The sequence below is a fragment of the Sulfidibacter corallicola genome, assembly GCF_017498545.1.
GTDB classification, from domain to species: domain Bacteria; phylum Acidobacteriota; class Holophagae; order Acanthopleuribacterales; family Acanthopleuribacteraceae; genus Sulfidibacter; species Sulfidibacter corallicola.
In genome coordinates, this window is record NZ_CP071793.1 from 4,766,372 (window position 1) to 4,784,860 (window position 18,489).

Consider the following 18,489-nt stretch of genomic DNA (forward strand, 5'->3'; position numbering starts at 1 on the left):
AAGAGCGAGGGCGTCAAGCCGTGATACCGAACCAACCTGCCGCTGCGCCGACCCTCGCAACATGCGGGAACTCCTCGGCGGAATCGCTTCGATTGGTTCATCCGGCGGATGAACCTACCTGGCACAGCCCACCCGATCCGCGCTAAACTATGCGGCTCATGAAGATACTCGCTCTCGGCCTTTTGGCCGCCGTCTTTTTGAATTTCTCCGTCGCTCCCTTCCAGTGGGGGGTCCTGGGCTTCGTGGCACTCATGCCCCTGCTTCACCTGCGGACCCTTTCCGCCCTTCGGCGATTCCTGATCGGGTGGTTCGCGGGATTCCTCACCCAGGCGTTCACTTATTATTGGGTGTTCTACACCATTCGCGATTTCGGCGGCCTGTCACCCTGGATCGCGGCCCTGGGCAGCACCGCCTTCTGGCTCTACCAGGGCCTGGACCTGGCGCTCTGGCTGTGGGCCTACCCACTTCTGGCCCAAAAACTCGGTTCGCGCGTCACCTCGAACTGGACCCCCGTCTGCCACGCCCTGACCGCCGCGGCCACCTGGTGGCTCTTGCAGAAGGGACTGTTTCCCTACGTGTTCCCCTGGAACTACGGCTCCATTTTCGCCTCGCTTCCGTGGCTGTTCGAATCGGTGGCCCTGTGGGGTGTTCACGGGCTCGGCTTCCTCGCCGTCTGGTTTCAGGCCGGGCTGATGGAGGGCATGCGCCGGCGCGAGGCGTCGGGCAGGTCCCGTTTCGCCCTGTCGGTGGCCGCACCGCTGGTCCTGATCCTGACTGGCCTGCCCTTTCATCGTCAGGTACCCACCGAAACCTGGCGCATCGCCGTGGTTCAACCCAACCTGATTCCCTGGGCCAAGCGCGGCCGGCTCACGCTGGAAGAGCGCGTCGGCGCCCATCTGCGGCCCACCTTGGGGCTCAAGGGCCGCGACGTGGACATGGTCGTCTGGCCCGAGACCGCGATGTCTTTCGTGCTTTCCGGCTTCGATCGCGAGCGACGCCAGCTCCAGTTCCTGTGTCGCGAGCTCGGCGCGCCCCTGGTGACCGGGACCGTCGGCAAGGCCGAAACGGGCGAGTACTACAACGAGATCTGGATGTTTACGCCCGACGGCGCCGAGCCCCAGGTCTACCGCAAGCAGAAGCTGGTTTGGTTCAGCGAGCAATTGCCCTGGGTATTTTCCTGGGCGAGGTGGTTCGATCCCAACATGGGCGGATTCGCACCGGGTCGCGAAACCAACGCCTTCCGGTGGCGCGATCGGCACTTCGTTCCCCTCGTGTGTTTCGAGGCCCTGTTGCCCGATTACGTCGATCGGTTCCGCGGTCACGCCATCCTGAACCTGACCAACGACGCCTGGTTCGGCCAAACCAAGGCCAGTGCGCTGCACCTGCAGATGATTCGCGGGCGTGCACCGGAGCACGGCATTCCCATGGTGCGCGCCACCAATTCCGGGATCAGTTGTTGGATCGACCGCCGCGGGGTCGTCCACGATCCGACCGGCCTGTACACCGCAGAAACCGCCATCTTCGAAGTCCCCGTTCCAACGACTCCGGGCACCTCGCGATTTTCCTGGGCCCAGGCCTTCCTGCTCGGGTTGACGGGGCTTTCGGTCGGCTTGACCCGCTGGGTCGGCCGTGCACGGGAACCATCGTGATCGACCGGTTCGCGCCACGGCGGCGGCCGCGACGATCCCCCCGAAGCGGTCGTCTTTCCTTCGTCGGATGGCTTGTGGTACATTGAAGCGTTGGTAACGATTCCTTTTTGGGTTTATGTCGATTCGGTTTCTCTTTTCCGACGACGTGAGGGCCGATTCACAACGGTCGCGCGCCCTGAAGCTATTCGCGCGCCCTTGGAGAGCAGGCCCGGCAGCGCCCGGACCGTGTCCGGTCATACTTGGATCGGCGACGTTTTTGATCGTCCGGGACTCACGGTCAATCTGTGTCAATTTTTTGTTCGGTGAGCGCCGGACAGGTTACACGAGGTTTTGGACTCGAGGTGAGTTTTTATGGATAACGCTTTAAAGGTGAAGATTCTGGATTTGATGATCGAGGCCCGCTGTATGGAAGAGCGCATGGTCAAGATGTCTAAATCCACCGATGGCTTCTTTTGGTTGGGGGGCATCGGCGAGGAAGCCTTCAACGTACCCTTGGGCTTGTTGGCCAAGAAGGGTCATGGATTGGACTACGACTTTTTCCATTTCCATTATCGCAACGGCCCGACCATGATCGCACTGGGCATGGACCCCGCCGACGAATTGCGCCAGATGCACAACCGCATCACCGATCCCTTCTCCGGCGGTCGGAATTTTTGCAACCATTACGTGCGCAAAGAGTGGAACGTCGTGCCGGTCACGTCCACCATCCAGACCCAATGCAGCGTCGCACCCGGAACCGCACGGGCCCAGAAACGCCACGGCGGCGACGGTGTCACCATCGTGACCTTCGGCGATGCCGGCACGGCCGAGGGCGATTTCCACGTGGGCCTCAACTGGGCGACCCTGCCCGGCTGGGAACTGCCCCTGCTGTTCATCTGCACCAACAACGCCTACGGCATCTCCACGCCTTACGACGAAGTTCACGGGCAGGAACACATCGCCAACATCGCCGCGGGTTACGGCATGAAAACCAAACTGGTGAACGGCAACGATGTGGAAGCATCCTACGCCGCGCTGGAAGAGGCCTACAACTACTGTCGCACGGAACGCAAGCCGTACTTCCTGGAAGCGTTCGTGTCACGTCTTCACGGACACTCTTCCAGTTCCGGCGCGAACCGGGTACCCGAGGGATCCGAAGAAGATCCCCTGTTCAAATGGCGCGACAAGTTGATCGAGCAAAAGATCATCGAAGCCGAGCATTTCGACAAGGTCTACAACGAACAGACCCAGCGCATGAAGGACCTGTTGGCCGAGATCCGCAAAGAGCCCGCGCCTACCGCGGCCGACGTATTCACGCACATTTACGCTGAAGCCTAAGGGAAGATTGGGGGATTTATGGCTACCATGGCACAGGCCATTCGTATGGCCCTGCACTACGGCGAGGAGCATCTGGGAGTGACCGACGTGTTCGGCGAGGACGTCGGGCCGCCGCTCGGCGGCGTCTTCACCGCCAGCCAGGGGTTGAAAACCGCCTGGAACTCGCCACTGGACGAGCGCGGCATCATCGGGACCGCGATCGGGCTGGCATTGGCCGGCGAACGTCCGGTCGCCGAAATTCAGTTCGGTGACTACATCTTCAACACCATCGACCTGCTGAAACTGGCCGGCAACTCGTGCTGGTCGTCGATGGGTCAATACAACCTGCCGATGGTGGTGATGACCATCGTCGGTGCGGGCATCCACGGTTCCATTTACCATTCGCACAGTTTCGAATCGATCGCGACCCACATCCCGGGCTGGAAAATCGTGTTGCCGTGCCGCCCGATCGACGCCTACGGGCTGATGATCTCGGCAATCAAGGAACCCAACCCGGTGCTGTTCCTCTATCCCAAGGCCCTGATCCGGGTCAAGGGCAAGGACCTGATTCCGGGCGAGCCGGAGAACGAGCGCGAGTTGAAAAAGATGATCGACGCGCCTCCGGGACCGACCCTCTACGACATCATCGAGACCCGCAAGCCCTGGAGACCCCAGTGGCCCGAGGGTTTGACCGATTACCAGGTTCCCATCGGCAAGGCCCGTATCCACCGCGAAGGCAAGGATCTTTCGATCATCACCTACGCCCGCCACGTCTTCATGGCGGAGCAGGCGGCGGCCGTGGTCGCCAAGGAAGACGGCCTCGACGTGGAAATCGTGGACATGCGGACCCTCTATCCCTGGGATCGCGAAACCGTGTTCAACTCGATTCGCAAGACGGGTCGATGCCTGGTTCTCAACGAGGACACGCCGGTGTGCAACTTCGGCGAGCACATTTTGCGCACGGTGACCGACGAATGTTTCTACGAGTTGGTGGCCAAGCCGCGTTTGCTGGCGGGAGCCGACGTTCCCGGTGTAGGCCTCCATCCGGCGTACGAAGAGGCATCGGTTCCGCAGGTGAACGACATCGTCGCGCAAATTCGCGGCATTTGCGGCGAGGCGCCCTGAGGCGTCGCCACGCGAACGAGGCCCGCTCGGGCCTCGTTTCGCCTCTATCGGAGCGATTCGCTCCATAGTTCCCGCATGCCGAGAGAGACGTCGTCGCAGTAGGTTGGCCGGCTCGGCCGACCTTTCGAAGTCACCAATGCGAGGAGTGCCCGCATCCCGAGAGGGTCGTCGTGCCAGGTAGGTCCATCGGCCCGATGGACATTTCGAAGCGACCCACCCGAGGAGTGCCCGCATGCCCAGAGCGTCGGCGCCGCAGTAAGTTGGCCGGCTCGGCCGACATTTCGAAGCGATCCAGGCAATTCTGGTGGACGATGCCAAAGAGCGGAGCGCACCCCATCGCATGATCGCGCCCAACGAAGTAGGTTCAAATGCAGTTCCTGCATTCTCGAAAGCGATGTAACGCCTTTAGGTAAGGAGACTGGCTAGGCAAGCTGATGGAATCACAGGTCTGGCGACACTTTCGAGATCCTGGCACTGCGATCAGGAAACCTGCGACGGGGATCTGCCAAACGAGCTGATGAGCTCCGCTCTTTCGATTTGGCGTAATCGGTGGCTTTTGTCGCTTCGATTGGTTCATCAGGCTGATGAACCTACAGGCCTGATTTCTCTCTTGATTTGCGGGCTCTTCGAGATTGTACCCTTCGGAGAAGGTCTGCTGAGCGGGCTTCTGGGCTCCGCTCTTTGGGAACTCCGCGGGCACCGCCCACTCGATGCGGTTCGCCCGCCGACTAATCGGTCTTCCGGACCATGCGCTCCTTCGGAAAGACGTAGTAGTGGAAATACACGAGCTGACCGTCTTCACCCAGTTCCTCGACGTGATCCCGGTCGGCCGCGAAGTGCGTCTCCACCTCGAACGCCTCGTCGCGAAAGTGGATCCGATACCCGCCTTTCTCCTTGTCGTAGGTCAGGTCCCAGACGTAGCCGCTCCGGGCGTTGAGAAGGGTGCTGCGCTCCTCTCCCAGAATCACGCTGCCGCTCCACACCAGGCTGCCATCCTTGTAGTAGCTGATGTGGAACAGGTTCAGCCAGGTGACGAGCACGTTCAGCGGACTGATGTGCTTGGTTTCCCCGTCGATGAACGCCCAGTCCGGCTTAACCTTGTAGGCGGGGCTGTTGAACGGCAGCAGCTTGAACAAGTGATCCTGCATTTCGGGCGCCCTGGCCCGGACGCTCTCGGGCAACTCGAACGTCACCAGGTCTTTACCGGTATTCGAGGACGATTTGGCGACGGGCGGACCCGAGGTCCCCACCGTGGTGCATCCGAGGTAGGCGATGAAGGTCAGGCACAACGCGGCCCTTCTGAACCAGTGGATCCCGGGGGCCCCGGTCCGGGTGTGTAACGAACGGAGTTCGAAGCGGATGAATAACGCTGAAAGATAAGAGCGGAAGGACATGGCATCTATCTCGTCGTGTGAGTCTGCGGGAGGTCGAGTCGACCCGGCGGCATACCGTCTCGAGCGGCGGACACCCGGCCTCGATGGAGGAAGGGCCCGCTGCGACTCGCGACCCCTGGCCGCATCGCGCGTTTCTGGGCACCGCGCTTTGGCTGGAAGAGTGGTATCATACCAGCCACGCGCCCAAAAAAGCGCGATGCGCCGCACGATTGGCGTGGTTTCCAGTGGATTTGGAGAAAAATGGGTACCCCTTTGAAACAGGTTCAGCGTGTGCACCGGGGCGCGGACCTGCCTCTGGCCGCCATGGTCGCCCGATTGACCGGCCAGTCCGCCGCGGATTCGAAATTGATCATCCGCATGGGCGGCGCCTACCTGGGCAAATATCGCTGCAAGCAAGCGGATCGCGCGGTGAAAAACGGCGAGCGGGTTTCGGTCTACTACCGCCTGCCCCTGGTCTACGACCCGGTTCCCTTCGACCCGATCTGGGTGCTTTTGGATCGCCGCGATTTCCTGCTGGCCAACAAGCCTCCCGGGCTCCCAACGCAGGGTCGCCGGGACGCCGATTACATGGCATTCTTCGAGGTCTTGAAAAAAGGTCTGGATGGTTACCTGGGCCTACATCATCGGTTGGATCAGGATACGTCCGGGCTGATGTTGTTCACCCGGCATCGCGACCGCAACAAGGATGTCGCCGATCTCTTCTCGGGTCGTGACGTGGTGAAAACCTACGTGGCGGTGGCTCAGGGCGACTGGCCCCACGGCGAGGATTCCCTGACGGTCGATGCGCCAATCGCCCCCTGGCGAACGAAAACCGGCACGCGTCAGCGAGTCCACGGCGACGGCAAACCGGCGAGCACGGTGTTTCGCCGCCTTTGGTCCAGCGGGGGCCTACACCTGATCGAGGCCATCCCCCACACCGGACGCACGCATCAAATTCGAGTGCACTTGGCCCACGTGGGCCTACCGCTGCTCGGGGACTCGCTCTACGGAGCGCCCACCGAAGACACACCGGCACCGCCGCCGAAACCGGCCTTCCTGCTCCACTGTGCCGGGCTGGCCTGGCCCAAGCAGGGCCGAATTCCCGGTGGCAACTACGGCGTCGCGCCGCCGGAGATCTGGTGGTCCCGCCTCCCTGCAGAAGCGCGCGAAGCCTTCCGGCAATGGTGGCGAGATCGCGGTGCCCCGGATTCGAACCATCCCGCCACGGGCCTCGTATCGCTGCCCGCCCGCGAAACCACACCCATCGGCTCCCGGGGCGAATCGTGCTGATTCTCGCGGCCACCCCGATCGGCAACCTGGGCGACGCCTCGCCGCGATTGGCGCAGGTGTTGGCCAAAGCCGACCACCTATTCGCGGAAGATACGCGTCAAACGGCCAAGTTACTGCGGCACCTGGACATCCATCGTGGCTCCTCGGCCTTTCACGAGCACTCCGGGGAACCCGTTCTCGCGATCATTCGCGGGCATCTCGCAGCCGGCGAGACGGTGGCCTACGTAAGTGATGCGGGCATGCCGGGCATCAGTGATCCGGGCTACGAGCTGGTGCGCTTGGCGTTGGAATTGGACGTGCCGATCGATGTCATTCCCGGTCCCTCGGCGGTCCTGAACGCCCTGGTCCTCTCCGGCATTTCACCCCACCAGTTCTGCTTTCTGGGTTTTTTCCCAACCAAGTTGGAAAAGCGCAAGGCCATGCTGGATCGATTGGCGATCCTCGAGATGACCGCGGTGTTCTTCGAAGCACCCAGTCGCATTCGGTTCACCTTGGAATTCCTGCGTGACAACCTGCCCGACACGCAGCTCGCGTTGTGTCGGGAGTTGACCAAACTGCACCAGCAGGTGCTGCGCGGCACGGCAGCCGACATCCTCGCGGCGATGGAAGTGATCAAGGGAGAAATGGTGCTGGTCGTGGCGCCGGTAGCCGCCGGCGAGCTGGGTTCGCGAAGCTTGGAGGAGGAGTATCGCGATCTGCTCGCACAAGGTAACTCCCCGGCCCAGAGTGTGCGCGCCCTGGCCAAAACCCACCGCATTTCGAAGCGCGAGCTCTACCAACGATTGGGCCTCAAGTAGGCGCCGCGATTCACCTCATTTCGAACCGGTAGCCGCCTTTTTCTTTCTTTTGCGCGGCGCGGCCTTGCGCGGCGCCTTCTGCTTCAAGGCCTTTTTCAGGCAGGTTTTCAGGCGCGTCACCGTCGGGAAGTCGCGAAACGAGAACCCGAACTGGGCGTAGTACGGGTTGGTCGCTATCGCTTCGGCGACCTCTTCGTCTTTTGCGAGCCGCGTGGCGACCCCCAGCACCAGGGTCGGTTCGGTTTCGCGGGCCAGCTCGCGCAGCCGATCGAGCAGGGGCGCCGCGTGCCATGGGTGGAACAATTCGAGCCAGAGGCACAGGCCCGACTCGTGTCGCAGTGCGAAATCGGGAAAGCTGTAACTACCACCCGGAAGCTGAACGAAGTCCGATCCCAATTCGATCTCCCAGCCGTCCAGCTTGTCGGCGGCGTGATCGCGAAACTGCTGCAGCTCCTCCGGCACGTAGCGGTGAAACTGAAAGGAGTAGGGTGCAATCCCCTGTTTCTGATCCACTTCCAAAGTCGCCTTGCGTTTGCCGCGAATGTCGACCTCGGCGGTCAGGCGCCAGGTGTCCTGGTGCAAAAGGGCGGGGAAGAACCGGGCTAATTGGAAGCCGTAGCGTTTGGTTTGATAGAACATGCTCAAAGGACCGTCGACCCTGAGAAGAAAACCGCTCTCTTCCTTGTGGATACGCACCATGAGCTGATGAAATTTGAGGTATTTGAAGAGCTGGCGCCAAGCCGCCGGATCGGCATCGGAAAGTTGGATCTCCACATGGGTGGTGTGCAGCAGCATCCATTGGATCAACGCCGCATTGTAGCGATGCAGCAGTAATTCGGGGGTGAGTTTGCGGAATTTGACGACCGGATTGAAGGCCGGCAAATCGTCGTACAACCGAGCGCCGAGATCGCGCGGATCCTCACCAAGGGTTTCCCGAACCACACCTTGAAACGCCTCGAAACTCTCGTAGGCACGAGCCCCGAGCAGATCGCTCACCGTTCGGAACACGGTAGCGCGAAAACGGGGGGTTTCCTCGTCGTCGGGCACCTCGAATTCGGTCCGATCCAGAAGCAGCTTCTCGAGCCCGCGCATGACCTGGGCGTCGGCCGGGCAACTGTCGATCAAGTCGGTACAGGCCTCGGCCAATTTTTGGCGGGCTTCGCCGAGGCTCTCCTCGAATACGGCGACGAGGGCGGCGGCCGCTTCGCGCAATGTCTCGTCCTTGGGATCAATCCACCGGGGCCGTATCTTGCCCTTGTAGATCCGGAACCGAATCAGGTCCTTGGTAAGCATGGTGACGTTTCCTGCGTTGATTGACGAAATATTCGCGGGTGTCCTTGGCGATCAGCTCGTACAACACGGCCGTTTTCCCCGGACGGGCCCGCAGGATCCGGCCGAGCCGCTGCACGTGCTCGCGCACACTGCCGCTGCCGGAGACGATGATGGCCACGTTGGCCTCGGGCACATCGACGCCTTCGTTGAGGACCTTGGAAGTGACCATCACGCGGTAACTCCCGTCGCGAAAGGCGTCGAGATAGGCGACCCGCTCCTTGGGCCGTGTTTGATGGGTGAGCACGGGCAACAGGAACAGGCGACCGAGCCGATAGGCCATCTCGTTGTCCTGGGTGAAGATAATGACGCGATCCTCGCGATGGCGCTGCAACAGCAGCCAGACCGCGCGATCCTTTTCGCGGGCGGCCTGGCTCAATCGCTTTTGTGTCAGGTAGGCGCGGAACGCGGCGCGACCCTCGGGCGATCGGCCCGCCTTCCAAATGAAATTCTGCCAGCCGCGCGGGCCACCCAGATCGATCTTGGCGTCGCGCAGAAAACCCACGTACACCGCATAGGCTTCCTCGTAGGCCTCGCGCTCCTCGGGGTCCATTTCCACTTCGATCGTCTCCACCTCGTAGGGCGCCAACGTGAATCCGGTCAAATCGTGAATGAAGGCGCGATAGACCTGCTTGCCGCACAATTCGTAGAGATCGCGCTCGCGGCCGTCGGTCCGCTCGGGGGTCGCCGTCAGGCCCAATCGGAAGGGAGCCAGGTTACCGATTGCCAGAAACTTGTATTGATCGCCGGGAAGTCGATGGCATTCGTCGAACACCACCAACCCGAATTGGTTGCCGATGCGATCCAAATGGATCAGGGCGCTGTCGTAGGTGGTCACGGTGAACGGCGCCAGCTCGCTGAAGCCGCCGCCGAAGCGCCCCACGGGCACATCCAGAAACTTGGAGAGCACGCCGTGCCACTGGTGCATGAGATCGATGGTGGGGACGTGAATCAGGGTGGGTCGAGCGGTACCGGCCATGGCCATCACGGCAAGAATGGTCTTGCCCGCGCCGGTAGGCAGAATCACCACGCCCTGGCGGCCGTTCTCCTGCCACGCCGCCAACGCCTCGGCCTGATAGGGGCGTGCCTGAAGCTCCTCGCGATAGCCCACCTCGAGTGGCTGGAAGGCGCGCGCCTCGTCGCGATAGGCGAGCCCCCGTTTGCGAATCGTCAACACGATGTCGCGGTAGAAACGGGCGGGTGCCCGATGACCGCGAACGCGCGCATCCCAACGAATGGCCGGCAGATGGGGCGCATCCGACTCCGGAACATCTCGCAGCACCAAGGTGCCCTTTTCGAATCTCAGCGTCAGGGTGGAGTCCGGCAACACGCGCTCCCGCAGGATATACAAGCGATCGACAAGGGGCTGATTATAGCACTGAGTCGCCGCTCAGGCCGATGGCCATGGTTTGGGTAACTCGGGGATCGTCAACTCCAACGTTTCGTTGTTGAACACCGTGCCGCTGAGGCTGTCGCTGATGATCGGGCCGTTGACGAAATCGTTGCCCACGCCGAGGTAGACGCGCACGTCGGGGCCGCCGCCGTTGTAGCTGAAGTTCCCCACCCGAATGGTCCGTTCGTCCACGATCACCGCGCGCCCGCTGATGCCGTCGAAGCAGGTGACCGGTATCTCCAGCATACGGACGAAACCGTCCACCGGCGAAATCGTGCTGCCGTCGCGGGTGTAGTTGGCGCCGTCGCCGACCATCAACACCCAGTTGTGGGGGTCTTCGATGGTGAGTTGGTCCCTGGACAGAGTCAGGCTCGTGCCCGAGGTGATCATTGAAAAACGCCACCATCGTAGGAAGTGGTTTCGGTGGTTGTTGTCCGTAGCGTGATTTTTGACAATTTTTATGACCTTCTTTTCCTAAAAACCTGGCTTATTTCAATAGCCGGTTGGATGGTGACGAACCATCGACCTCTGCGTGTGTCGTCCTTGCTTTCGAGCGAATCGGGCACCAGTTTCGCCGGACCGGGTCGCACATCGCTGCCAACCGCGAATTGGATGGCCTTCCTGGGTCCAACCTGCGCGATCCCTTCATCGAACAAGGATGGGTATGTGAAGTGATGTATTTTTGGTTCTTGTGATTTATTTTTTTGTCAATTGTATGTCTCTTTAATTCTGTGTGATGGCTTGTGGGTGGCTGATGTGGTGTAGTTTTTTAATTTCATGACCGGTTTTGGTGTATGAAGTTTGGGTTATTGCCCTAGGAGAAGTTCGGATACGGAGGTCCTTGTTGTGGTGTTCTGCATGTTGATGGTCCCGATCGGGTTGGCCCAGAAAGATCACGGTTTTTTTCCAAGTAACCAGACTCGGGAGAAATCGGGAAAAAGATTGGTTGCCGATCCAAAAGTCGAAGCGGTGTTTCATTCAGATGACCACAAGCTCTCGTTTTCCGATGAACACATCTACATTGCGGGAGGTACTTCCTCGGGCGGAATGCCTCAGGGGGAAACAACGCTCCACGGGTATGCGGCAGATGCCGATATCTATGTCGCGAAGTTTTCGCCCGATGGTTCTCGATTGTTGTGGTCCATTTGCTTCGGTGGCACCCTGTTCGAAACCGCTACCGGGTTGGAGCTTTTGCCGGATGGCGCGATCGCCTTGACCGGTCGCACCAACTCTTCGGAATTACCCACCACCGAAGACGCCTACGATCGATCTCTTAATGGCGACGATGATGCGTTTCTCTTGAAGCTGTCACCCTCCTGGCAAGCCATGGGATACGGTGTTCATTTGTTTTAGTGTTTCTTTGTGCCCTTGCAATAGTTGATTTTATATTGTACGACACTGTTTAACCTGTCGAAATCCAGAAATTTCCATAGTGTCATTTTCTGTCGACAGAATACTAACATAATTAAGGATTTCTAATGAAAAAAGCAATGATTGCTCTCCTTTTAGTATCAGGTTTCGGTGCCACTGCATTCTCCGGCCCTTGTCGCGATGTCTACGATTATTGCCGTTCTGCCGGCGGTTCCATTACTACTTGCTCAAAAGCAATGGCAAATTGCATGAGAGATAAGTACGACCTGGAAGCATAATTTATAACTGGAGTAATGTTCCACTTTTCCAGTCCATGCTTTCGGATTTTTATGGATCAATAATTTCAACTAAACTTTTCTCGTTTGTAACCCCGTAAAGAAAGGGTTTAGAACGACCCTTTCTCCGGTTCGGACGAGGCTAAAATCGGCCTGCATGAAACCGGCAGGCCGATTATTTAGAATTTGAACCGGCTGTCGATTTGTAAGGAATCATTGATGCTCCTGTTTTTACTTTTTACTTTCCTGCCCGCGTCTAACGGGATCTCGTTCGACGACCCCCAGTTAATTATCAAGCGTGAAGCGAATCTTTCCCAGAGTGGAAACGGTTTGGAGTCCCCCATTGACATTTCCTTGACGCCAAGTGGTTTTGCCTATGTTTTAGATGCAAGATTGCGATTGATACACAAATACAGTTTGGAAGGGAAAAAGATACTTTCGTTTGGCGGTAAGGGAGAGGGTCCGGGAGAGTTTTTGAAACCGTGCGCCCTCATATCGGTTGGCTCGGATATCTGGGTTTTGGACAGGGATCTGGCTCGAGTTACTATTTTTAAGAAAGATAAATACTATCGAAGCTTTAAAGTGATCGGCATTTTTAGTCCAGAGAGTATGGTCCTAAGAGGTGATTCGGTATTTATCTTTGGTACCTCTATTTTCAAAAAAGCCCAATATCATATTTACAATACGGCCGGCGAGTTGCTGAAGAGAAGGGCATGGCCGACAGATTTTACCCTAAAAAACGGACCTCAAAGTGGTATATGGAACAGCATTGAGGTTGAACCTTTAGTCGATAAGGGGTTCCTTGTGGGCTACACGTTCTACAATGCCGTCGGTATGATCGACGATTCCGGAAATGCCGTTAGAATGAAAAACATGGAAGACTATTATGACCGCTATGAAGGAAAAGGCGTCGAGAAAGGGTTTCCCGACGGTTTTTCGGCTAGCGCCTTTGCCCAAGGCCCCGACGGGACGGTTTTTGTAGCGACCTGCTCCCAAAAGGAACATACATGCGGTGAACTGTTCCAATTAACGCAAGACCTCGGCGGTATTGTTTCTAAAAATACTTTTGGTGGATCCGTGCGCAAGATTCGCTATTTTCCCCATTTTAATTTCCTGATCGTCATCGTGGGCGGCAGTAACGAGGTCCTTTTTTACATTTACCCAGAAAGTTAGCGGCGCCCGAAATGTGCCCCCGTTTGCTAAGGGACATCGTGAATTTCCCCGGTCATTTCACGAAACACGCTCTCACGACAGTCCGGTCGAGAAGCGATCTGCCGGAACTTTTTCGCGATGACCCATTTGGGCACCTGGCACACCCGAGCCATTCAAGAGAACCAAACGCCAATGGAATTCCTGGAGCGTCTGCTGGAAACGGAAGCCCAAGCGCGCGTCAACCAAAATGATCCACGTCTTCGTTTAGACTGGCGCCCTCGTCGAGCAGTGCCTGAAAGACTTGGCTGGTTTTCCACACTGGAAAATTGGCGGTCTCGCCTCTGGTCTCACAACCCGAAACGAGCAGACCTGAAGAGCCCACATGCGCGCAACATACGTAAACTATTCGGATTAAGTGACTTGTCTTACAAGCCCTACTCAGCCAATCGAAGCGCCTTAGCAAAGTTGGAAATCGATCATCGAGAGATCTGGAGGCTCGGCTTTTCCGCTTCGCTCTGTTGCCACTCAATTTTGGGCGGCCTGGATCACTTCGAAGAGTCGGCCCAGCGGGCATACCGCCCGTGACCAACCCGTAGCGCCGACCCTCAAAGCGTTCGGGAACTCCTCGCATTGTTCGCTTCGAATGGTTCATCCGGCGGATGAACCTACCGGGCACGCCATCTCTCTCGGCATTCGGGCACCCCAAAGCAGGCCTCTGGGCTTTGCCGCTACATGCCCCACATGACGATGTTTTTGCCGTGGTAGGACTCCGTCTTCGAAAAGTACCGGTCGTCCATGATCCGGCCCGGCACCGCATCGAACAGGATCAAATGCCCCTCGTCGGAGTTGCAAAGCTCCATGAAACCGGCCGTTTCCGCCAGACCTTCGCGAATGGCGTCGATCGGCGAGCCATTGAGGATCTTCATTTGCAACACGATCGTCTGGACCTGGTCGCGGGCTTGCCAGAACACGAACAACATGACCCGGCCCTTGTTGTGGCCGTAATCCCGTTCGATCCGTCCTTGGGACGTCACGATTCGCGAGACGAAGGCTTGCAGCAGCAACAGCGGTCCCGCCTGGCGGTAGGTCAATTCCCCCAGCAATCGATCGCCACGGACCCGAAACCGCTCCTGGCATTGCCGCAGCAGTTCTTCCATGCGCAGGGTCCCGTGGCTTTCGTTGACGAGCATTTTGGTGTCGCATTCGAAGGTGTAGAAATCACCCTCGGTCAACGCCCGCGGCACCCATTCCTGTAAAATGCGGTTGGCGATGCGGATCTCGGATCCCACCGTGACGAGTCCCAGGGCCTCGCAGAATCGAAGCGATTCGCCCGGCAGGCAGGCCGGGTACTGGGTGCCGCCCAACAGGGGTTCCACCACCTGGCGAACGGGCTCCAGATGGAGCAGCCTCGCCAAGCGCGCCATTTGCGGATCGCGACGCACCAACAGGCGTTCGCGGGCCTCCGCGACCTGTTCCCCGGTGATCAAGGGCATGGATGCGCCGGTACCCTCCACGTGTTCCGCGGCCTCGACGGCGAGGGAGTTCACCAGCCAGGGATGACCTTGCGTCAAATCCCAGATCAGGTCCACCGCTTCCTCGGTGAACTTGCGCCCCCCGGTCTTGGTATGCCCCGCCAGCAGCTTCTTGACCTGGGACAGGGAAAAGGGCGGTAACTGCAAACTGGCGCCCTGCACGGCGGCGCGTGCGGCCAGAACCGAATCCAACCGATCGGGCTCCAAGAGAGGCGGCTCGGCGAACACTCCCGAAAAGACCACCGCCAGGGTGTAGGGCTCGGTACCATGACCCAGACCCGCACGCAACTGGGCCATCATACAGATGTATGTCTCGGGCGACAGGAGATCCACGCCGTCCAGCAACAGGACCAGCGGTTGACCTCGATGGCGTGCCCAGGCTTGGAGCAATGCCCGAAGACCGGCCCGGGGCCCGCAACGAGAAAGCAGGAGCGGGCCCTGTTCGGCAGGAAAGGGGTCGCCCAAAACCGTTTCGGCCCGGAGCGCCAACTCGGTCAGCAGAGCATAGAAGGCATCCTCGAGAAGGGTGTCGGCACCACCCGCGACCGCGAGGTTCACGTACACGGCCAGCGCATTGGGATAATCGGACAGGACGTGGCCGCCCGGCTGATTGAGGTGCTCGGCCAATGCGAGCAGCAAGGTCGTCTTCCCGCTGTGGGGCGGCCCCTGAACGCTGCAGTTCTGGCCGCGATTCAACAGTTTGAGAACCTGGTGCAAATCGACGCGCTCCAAGGGCGGAACCAAAAAATGGCGCGGGGGGAACACGGGTCCGGAAGTATTGAAAAACGTCATACCACTTCCTCTTCGGCGGGGAAACCAATCACGGATTGGAACCGAGCTTCATCCTCGAACCAGACTGAAACGGACGAAAACCCCAACGGTATCGGGTGCGGCCAAGACCTGCTCGCCGTACGTTGACCGGCCGAGACCACGAAAACGAGAGTTCGGTCGGAGCCGAGATCCCGGCTTTTTCCAAACAACCTGAAACGATGAAGGATGGTGAGGCCCATCCTATCACGTTTCCCTTGCGGCGCGGGCTGCAGGCTCCTCCGTCGACCGGTTTGCCGGGCGGCCGCGAGGGGTCTTTGGGGCGAGCTGGATTTTTTTCGTTTTTTTTTTCGGTCGATTTGTGAGATCGACGAAACGCGCGCATTGTATAGAGGTAAAAGGGGCCATCCGGCGTCCTGGTCTTGCCGCCACCAAAACCAGCCCATTGGAATGAACACGACATGACCCATCACGTCAGTTCGGATCATACGAAACGATTGCGGGACAAAAACGGCAACCTGGTCTCGTTCGAGCAGGTGTACGACCGTTATTTCCAGAACATTTTTCAATACATTCTGCATCGGGTGGCCCATGTCGCCGATGCCGAGGACCTGACGGCCCAAACCTTCTTCAAGGCCCTGCGAAGCCTTTGGAAATTTCGCTGGATGGGCGTGCCCATCTCGGCTTGGCTGTACCGCATCGCCACCAACGAGGTCAACGCCTACCTGCGCAAGTCGGGCCGCCACGTCGACAGCGGCGATCTGGACGACAAACGCGCCTCCGAAGCGGACATGCCCGATCGCGAATTGGAAGAAGCCGAACGGGAAATGGCGAGGCACGGTGTGTTCCTGGAGTTGAACCAGTGTTTGCGTCAAATGAAACCCCTGGACCAAACCGTCATTACCTTGCGGTTCCTCGAAGAGAAGAGTTTCAACGAGATCGCGGAGATCACGGGGAAACGGGTGGGCACTGTCACCATGCGCACGCACCGCGCCTTGGAAAAGCTGAGAACCCTACTGGAAAGCAGAGGCATCGATCATGAAAGACTTAGCGGAAGCTTTGAAAAAAACACCCAAACCCGATTTGCGGGTCGACCAATTCAAGCAGAGCTTACGCCGTGAGTTGATGGCGGCCTCGCGGCTCGAACGGGCCGGCAGAAGCTACAAGTGGGCCTTTCTGGGAGCCACGTTCACCACCGGCGTGCTGGTCGCCGTGCTGGCGCTCATGATCTTGAACCCCAACGTGGCCGACAGCCTGAACCGGCGCTTGGTGTCCGGATCCGATCAAGAGCGTTCGACGCCCGAAGGCCGCGTCGCCAACCAGGAGAAGCGGACGACGCGCGATGCCCGGGTTCCCGTAGGCCGCCAAACGGGCTATTTCGAGCCCGGTCGCAACGCGACATCCTATCCGGCCCGCATGGGCGGCGAGCGAACCAACGCCTGGACGTCCGGCCGATTGCAGCCCTACATCAACCCGGACGCGGACAAAGACTACATCGAAAAACTCTACAACCAGGATTTCTCCAAATCACCGGGCGAGATTCGCCCGACCCAGAAAGAGAAGTTGATGGTGCTGCGCGAGTACGAGCTGGAAAACGGCGAGCGTGTGTGGATCTACACCGAGATCCCCAAAGTCCCAGACGAAGACACGCTGGACACCTTTTAGATCTCGTGCCGGCACCATGCGCCTCAGTGAGCCCCACCCTCTCAGGGGCCCACCGAGGCACCCTCCCCAAAAAAGTTGAATCATCCCAAAAAAACGGAAGGAGTTTGCACATGGTCCATCTCACCCGACACCCGGAGTTCAAGGCGACGCGGACGCCGTTGGCGAAAGCGATCACGCTGCTGGCCGCATTCGCGCTGTTGTGCGGTGCGGCACCGCTCATGGCCGATGAAGGCAAAGGCTATCTCGGCGTCAACATCGAGCGCATCGAAATTCGCAGCGACAATCCCGGCGAAAGCAAGTCGGAGGTTCGCATTCGCAAGGTATTGCCCGAATCACCGGCGGCGAAAGCCGGCCTGGAAAAAGGCGACATCATCCTGCGCGTGGGCGGTGAAGAGGTCAACAGCGCCCGGAACCTGGTGCATTTGATTCGCGAGCGAGAACCGGGCGAAATCGTCAACGTGGACATCGTTCGCGACGGCGAAGACATGACGATGGCCATTACCCTGGACGAACACAGCCCCCACGGCCTCCACGAAGTGCACGCCCGTAAAATGGCCTACGTCATGCCCCACGCCAACCAGCCCTACATCGGCATCACCATGGATAAGCTGGGGCCGCAACTGGCCGATTTCTTCAAGGTGGATCACGGCGTTTTGGTCAAGTCCGTGGTCGAAGCGAGTCCGGCCGAAGCGGCAGGCCTGGCGGCCGGCGACATCATCCTCTCCATGAATGGCGAAACCATCAAAGAGAATCACGACATCATCAAGATGCTGAGAGATTACCAGGAGGGCGACGAGGTGGCGCTGGAAGTGCGCCGTCGCGACGACATCCGCACCGTCACCGTGACCTTGGGTAAAACCAAGGATACCGCCAACTATCAATTTTTCCGCTGGAACGACGACGACCACAAACAGGAGTGGGTCATCCAAGGTCAACCGATGCTGAAAAAGATGCTGAACTTCCACCACCCCCACAGCGAGAGCTTGGACAAGGAAATGAAGGCCCTGCGGGAACAGGTGGAAAAGCTGCAAAAACAGCTCGAGGAACTGCGCGCTGAAAAAGACAAATAAGTCGTGGCCCGAAGGGGACGAAATCCCGGTGGCACCGATTTCGTCCCCCGCAATAGCTCTCTGAAACCAAAGACTTTCTTCCTTACCGTCATCCTTTTGTGACCTTTCTAACCTCATTGCGGCCGATGCGCTTTCAAGCGGATCGGCCGTATTTTTTTGTACAGTCGTCATCTGCATCACGGGCAAAGGCGCGTGACTCACTCAAGTTTTACTCATGGACATTCGAGTATTGAGTAGAATGGGTTAAGCAAACTGCGAGTCCATACTTACAATGAGCGTCGGTGTCGGAAACTTCGTTCGCAAAGCGCTCGAAACCATCCGCCAACCAGACCGAAACGGCCCCGCACGGGTCGACCCAGAACGACCCCGTTCGCATCGAGGACTCACAATACCAGCACAAAGAG

At 58.9% G+C, this 18,489-nt stretch carries 15 protein-coding genes; 10 read left to right on the forward strand and 5 right to left on the reverse strand.

Annotated elements, in window-relative coordinates; genetic code table 11:
• Positions 1–158: 158 nt before the first annotated feature.
• From lnt to J3U87_RS14055, 3 genes are all read left to right on the forward strand, one after another.
• Positions 159–1,649 (forward strand): apolipoprotein N-acyltransferase, encoded by a 1,491-nt coding sequence (gene lnt, locus J3U87_RS14045; protein WP_237383680.1) that lies wholly within the window; start codon positions 159–161, stop codon positions 1,647–1,649.
• Positions 1,650–2,000: 351 nt separating this feature from the next.
• Positions 2,001–2,966, forward strand: coding sequence for a thiamine pyrophosphate-dependent dehydrogenase E1 component subunit alpha (locus tag J3U87_RS14050; RefSeq protein WP_237383681.1), 966 nt, complete (start codon positions 2,001–2,003; stop codon positions 2,964–2,966).
• 18 nt (positions 2,967–2,984) lie between these two features.
• Positions 2,985–4,070 (forward strand): alpha-ketoacid dehydrogenase subunit beta, encoded by a 1,086-nt coding sequence (locus J3U87_RS14055; RefSeq protein ID WP_237383682.1) that lies wholly within the window; start codon positions 2,985–2,987, stop codon positions 4,068–4,070.
• A 728-nt stretch (positions 4,071–4,798) separates the two neighbouring features.
• On the opposite strand, the gene J3U87_RS14060 is transcribed toward J3U87_RS14055, so the two are convergent.
• Positions 4,799–5,359 (reverse strand): hypothetical protein, encoded by a 561-nt coding sequence (locus J3U87_RS14060; RefSeq protein ID WP_237383683.1) that lies wholly within the window; start codon positions 5,357–5,359, stop codon positions 4,799–4,801.
• A 345-nt stretch (positions 5,360–5,704) separates the two neighbouring features.
• Here J3U87_RS14060 and J3U87_RS14065 point away from each other — a divergent pair, with 345 nt between their 5' ends.
• Together J3U87_RS14065 and rsmI are read left to right on the forward strand one after the other, a co-directional pair.
• Positions 5,705–6,733 (forward strand): RluA family pseudouridine synthase, encoded by a 1,029-nt coding sequence (locus J3U87_RS14065; protein WP_237383684.1) that lies wholly within the window; start codon positions 5,705–5,707, stop codon positions 6,731–6,733.
• Positions 6,727–7,530, forward strand: a complete 804-nt coding sequence (gene rsmI, locus J3U87_RS14070; RefSeq protein WP_237383685.1) for a 16S rRNA (cytidine(1402)-2'-O)-methyltransferase — start codon at positions 6,727–6,729, stop codon at positions 7,528–7,530. The genes J3U87_RS14065 and rsmI overlap by 7 nt, the downstream gene beginning before the upstream one ends.
• A 15-nt stretch (positions 7,531–7,545) precedes the next feature.
• Here the strand turns inward: rsmI and J3U87_RS14075 are convergent, their stop codons facing one another.
• The 3 genes from J3U87_RS14075 to J3U87_RS14085 all read right to left on the reverse strand — a co-directional run bounded on the left by J3U87_RS14075 (position 7,546) and on the right by J3U87_RS14085 (position 10,642).
• Entirely contained in the window at positions 7,546–8,823 is a 1,278-nt protein-coding gene (locus tag J3U87_RS14075) for a DUF790 family protein (RefSeq protein ID WP_237383686.1), read from the reverse strand.
• On the reverse strand, positions 8,759–10,186 hold the full coding sequence (locus tag J3U87_RS14080; RefSeq protein WP_237383687.1) for a DEAD/DEAH box helicase: 1,428 nt from the start codon (positions 10,184–10,186) through the stop codon (positions 8,759–8,761). The genes J3U87_RS14075 and J3U87_RS14080 overlap by 65 nt, the downstream gene beginning before the upstream one ends.
• A gap of 63 nt (positions 10,187–10,249) precedes the next feature.
• Positions 10,250–10,642: a DM13 domain-containing protein gene (locus J3U87_RS14085; protein WP_237383688.1), complete on the reverse strand. Its 393-nt coding sequence runs from the start codon at positions 10,640–10,642 to the stop codon at positions 10,250–10,252.
• A gap of 468 nt (positions 10,643–11,110) precedes the next feature.
• On the opposite strand from J3U87_RS14085, the gene J3U87_RS14090 reads away from it, so the two are divergent.
• Together J3U87_RS14090 and J3U87_RS14095 are read left to right on the forward strand one after the other, a co-directional pair.
• Complete coding sequence (locus J3U87_RS14090; RefSeq protein ID WP_237383689.1) at positions 11,111–11,605, forward strand: hypothetical protein; 495 nt, start codon at positions 11,111–11,113, stop codon at positions 11,603–11,605.
• A 512-nt stretch (positions 11,606–12,117) separates the two neighbouring features.
• Positions 12,118–13,071, forward strand: coding sequence for an NHL repeat-containing protein (locus J3U87_RS14095; protein ID WP_237383690.1), 954 nt, complete (start codon positions 12,118–12,120; stop codon positions 13,069–13,071).
• A 707-nt stretch (positions 13,072–13,778) separates the two neighbouring features.
• On the opposite strand, the gene J3U87_RS14100 is transcribed toward J3U87_RS14095, so the two are convergent.
• On the reverse strand, positions 13,779–15,374 hold the full coding sequence (locus J3U87_RS14100) for an ATP-binding protein (protein WP_237383691.1): 1,596 nt from the start codon (positions 15,372–15,374) through the stop codon (positions 13,779–13,781).
• A 437-nt stretch (positions 15,375–15,811) separates the two neighbouring features.
• On the opposite strand from J3U87_RS14100, the gene J3U87_RS14105 reads away from it, so the two are divergent.
• The 3 genes from J3U87_RS14105 (at position 15,812) to J3U87_RS14115 (ending at position 18,085) form a co-directional block, all read left to right on the forward strand.
• Positions 15,812–16,471, forward strand: coding sequence for an RNA polymerase sigma factor (locus J3U87_RS14105; RefSeq protein WP_237383692.1), 660 nt, complete (start codon positions 15,812–15,814; stop codon positions 16,469–16,471).
• Positions 16,389–17,015: a hypothetical protein gene (locus tag J3U87_RS14110; RefSeq protein WP_237383693.1), complete on the forward strand. Its 627-nt coding sequence runs from the start codon at positions 16,389–16,391 to the stop codon at positions 17,013–17,015. The genes J3U87_RS14105 and J3U87_RS14110 overlap by 83 nt, the downstream gene beginning before the upstream one ends.
• 110 nt (positions 17,016–17,125) lie before the next feature.
• Positions 17,126–18,085, forward strand: a complete 960-nt coding sequence (locus J3U87_RS14115) for a PDZ domain-containing protein (protein ID WP_237383694.1) — start codon at positions 17,126–17,128, stop codon at positions 18,083–18,085.
• Positions 18,086–18,489 lie beyond the last annotated feature (404 nt).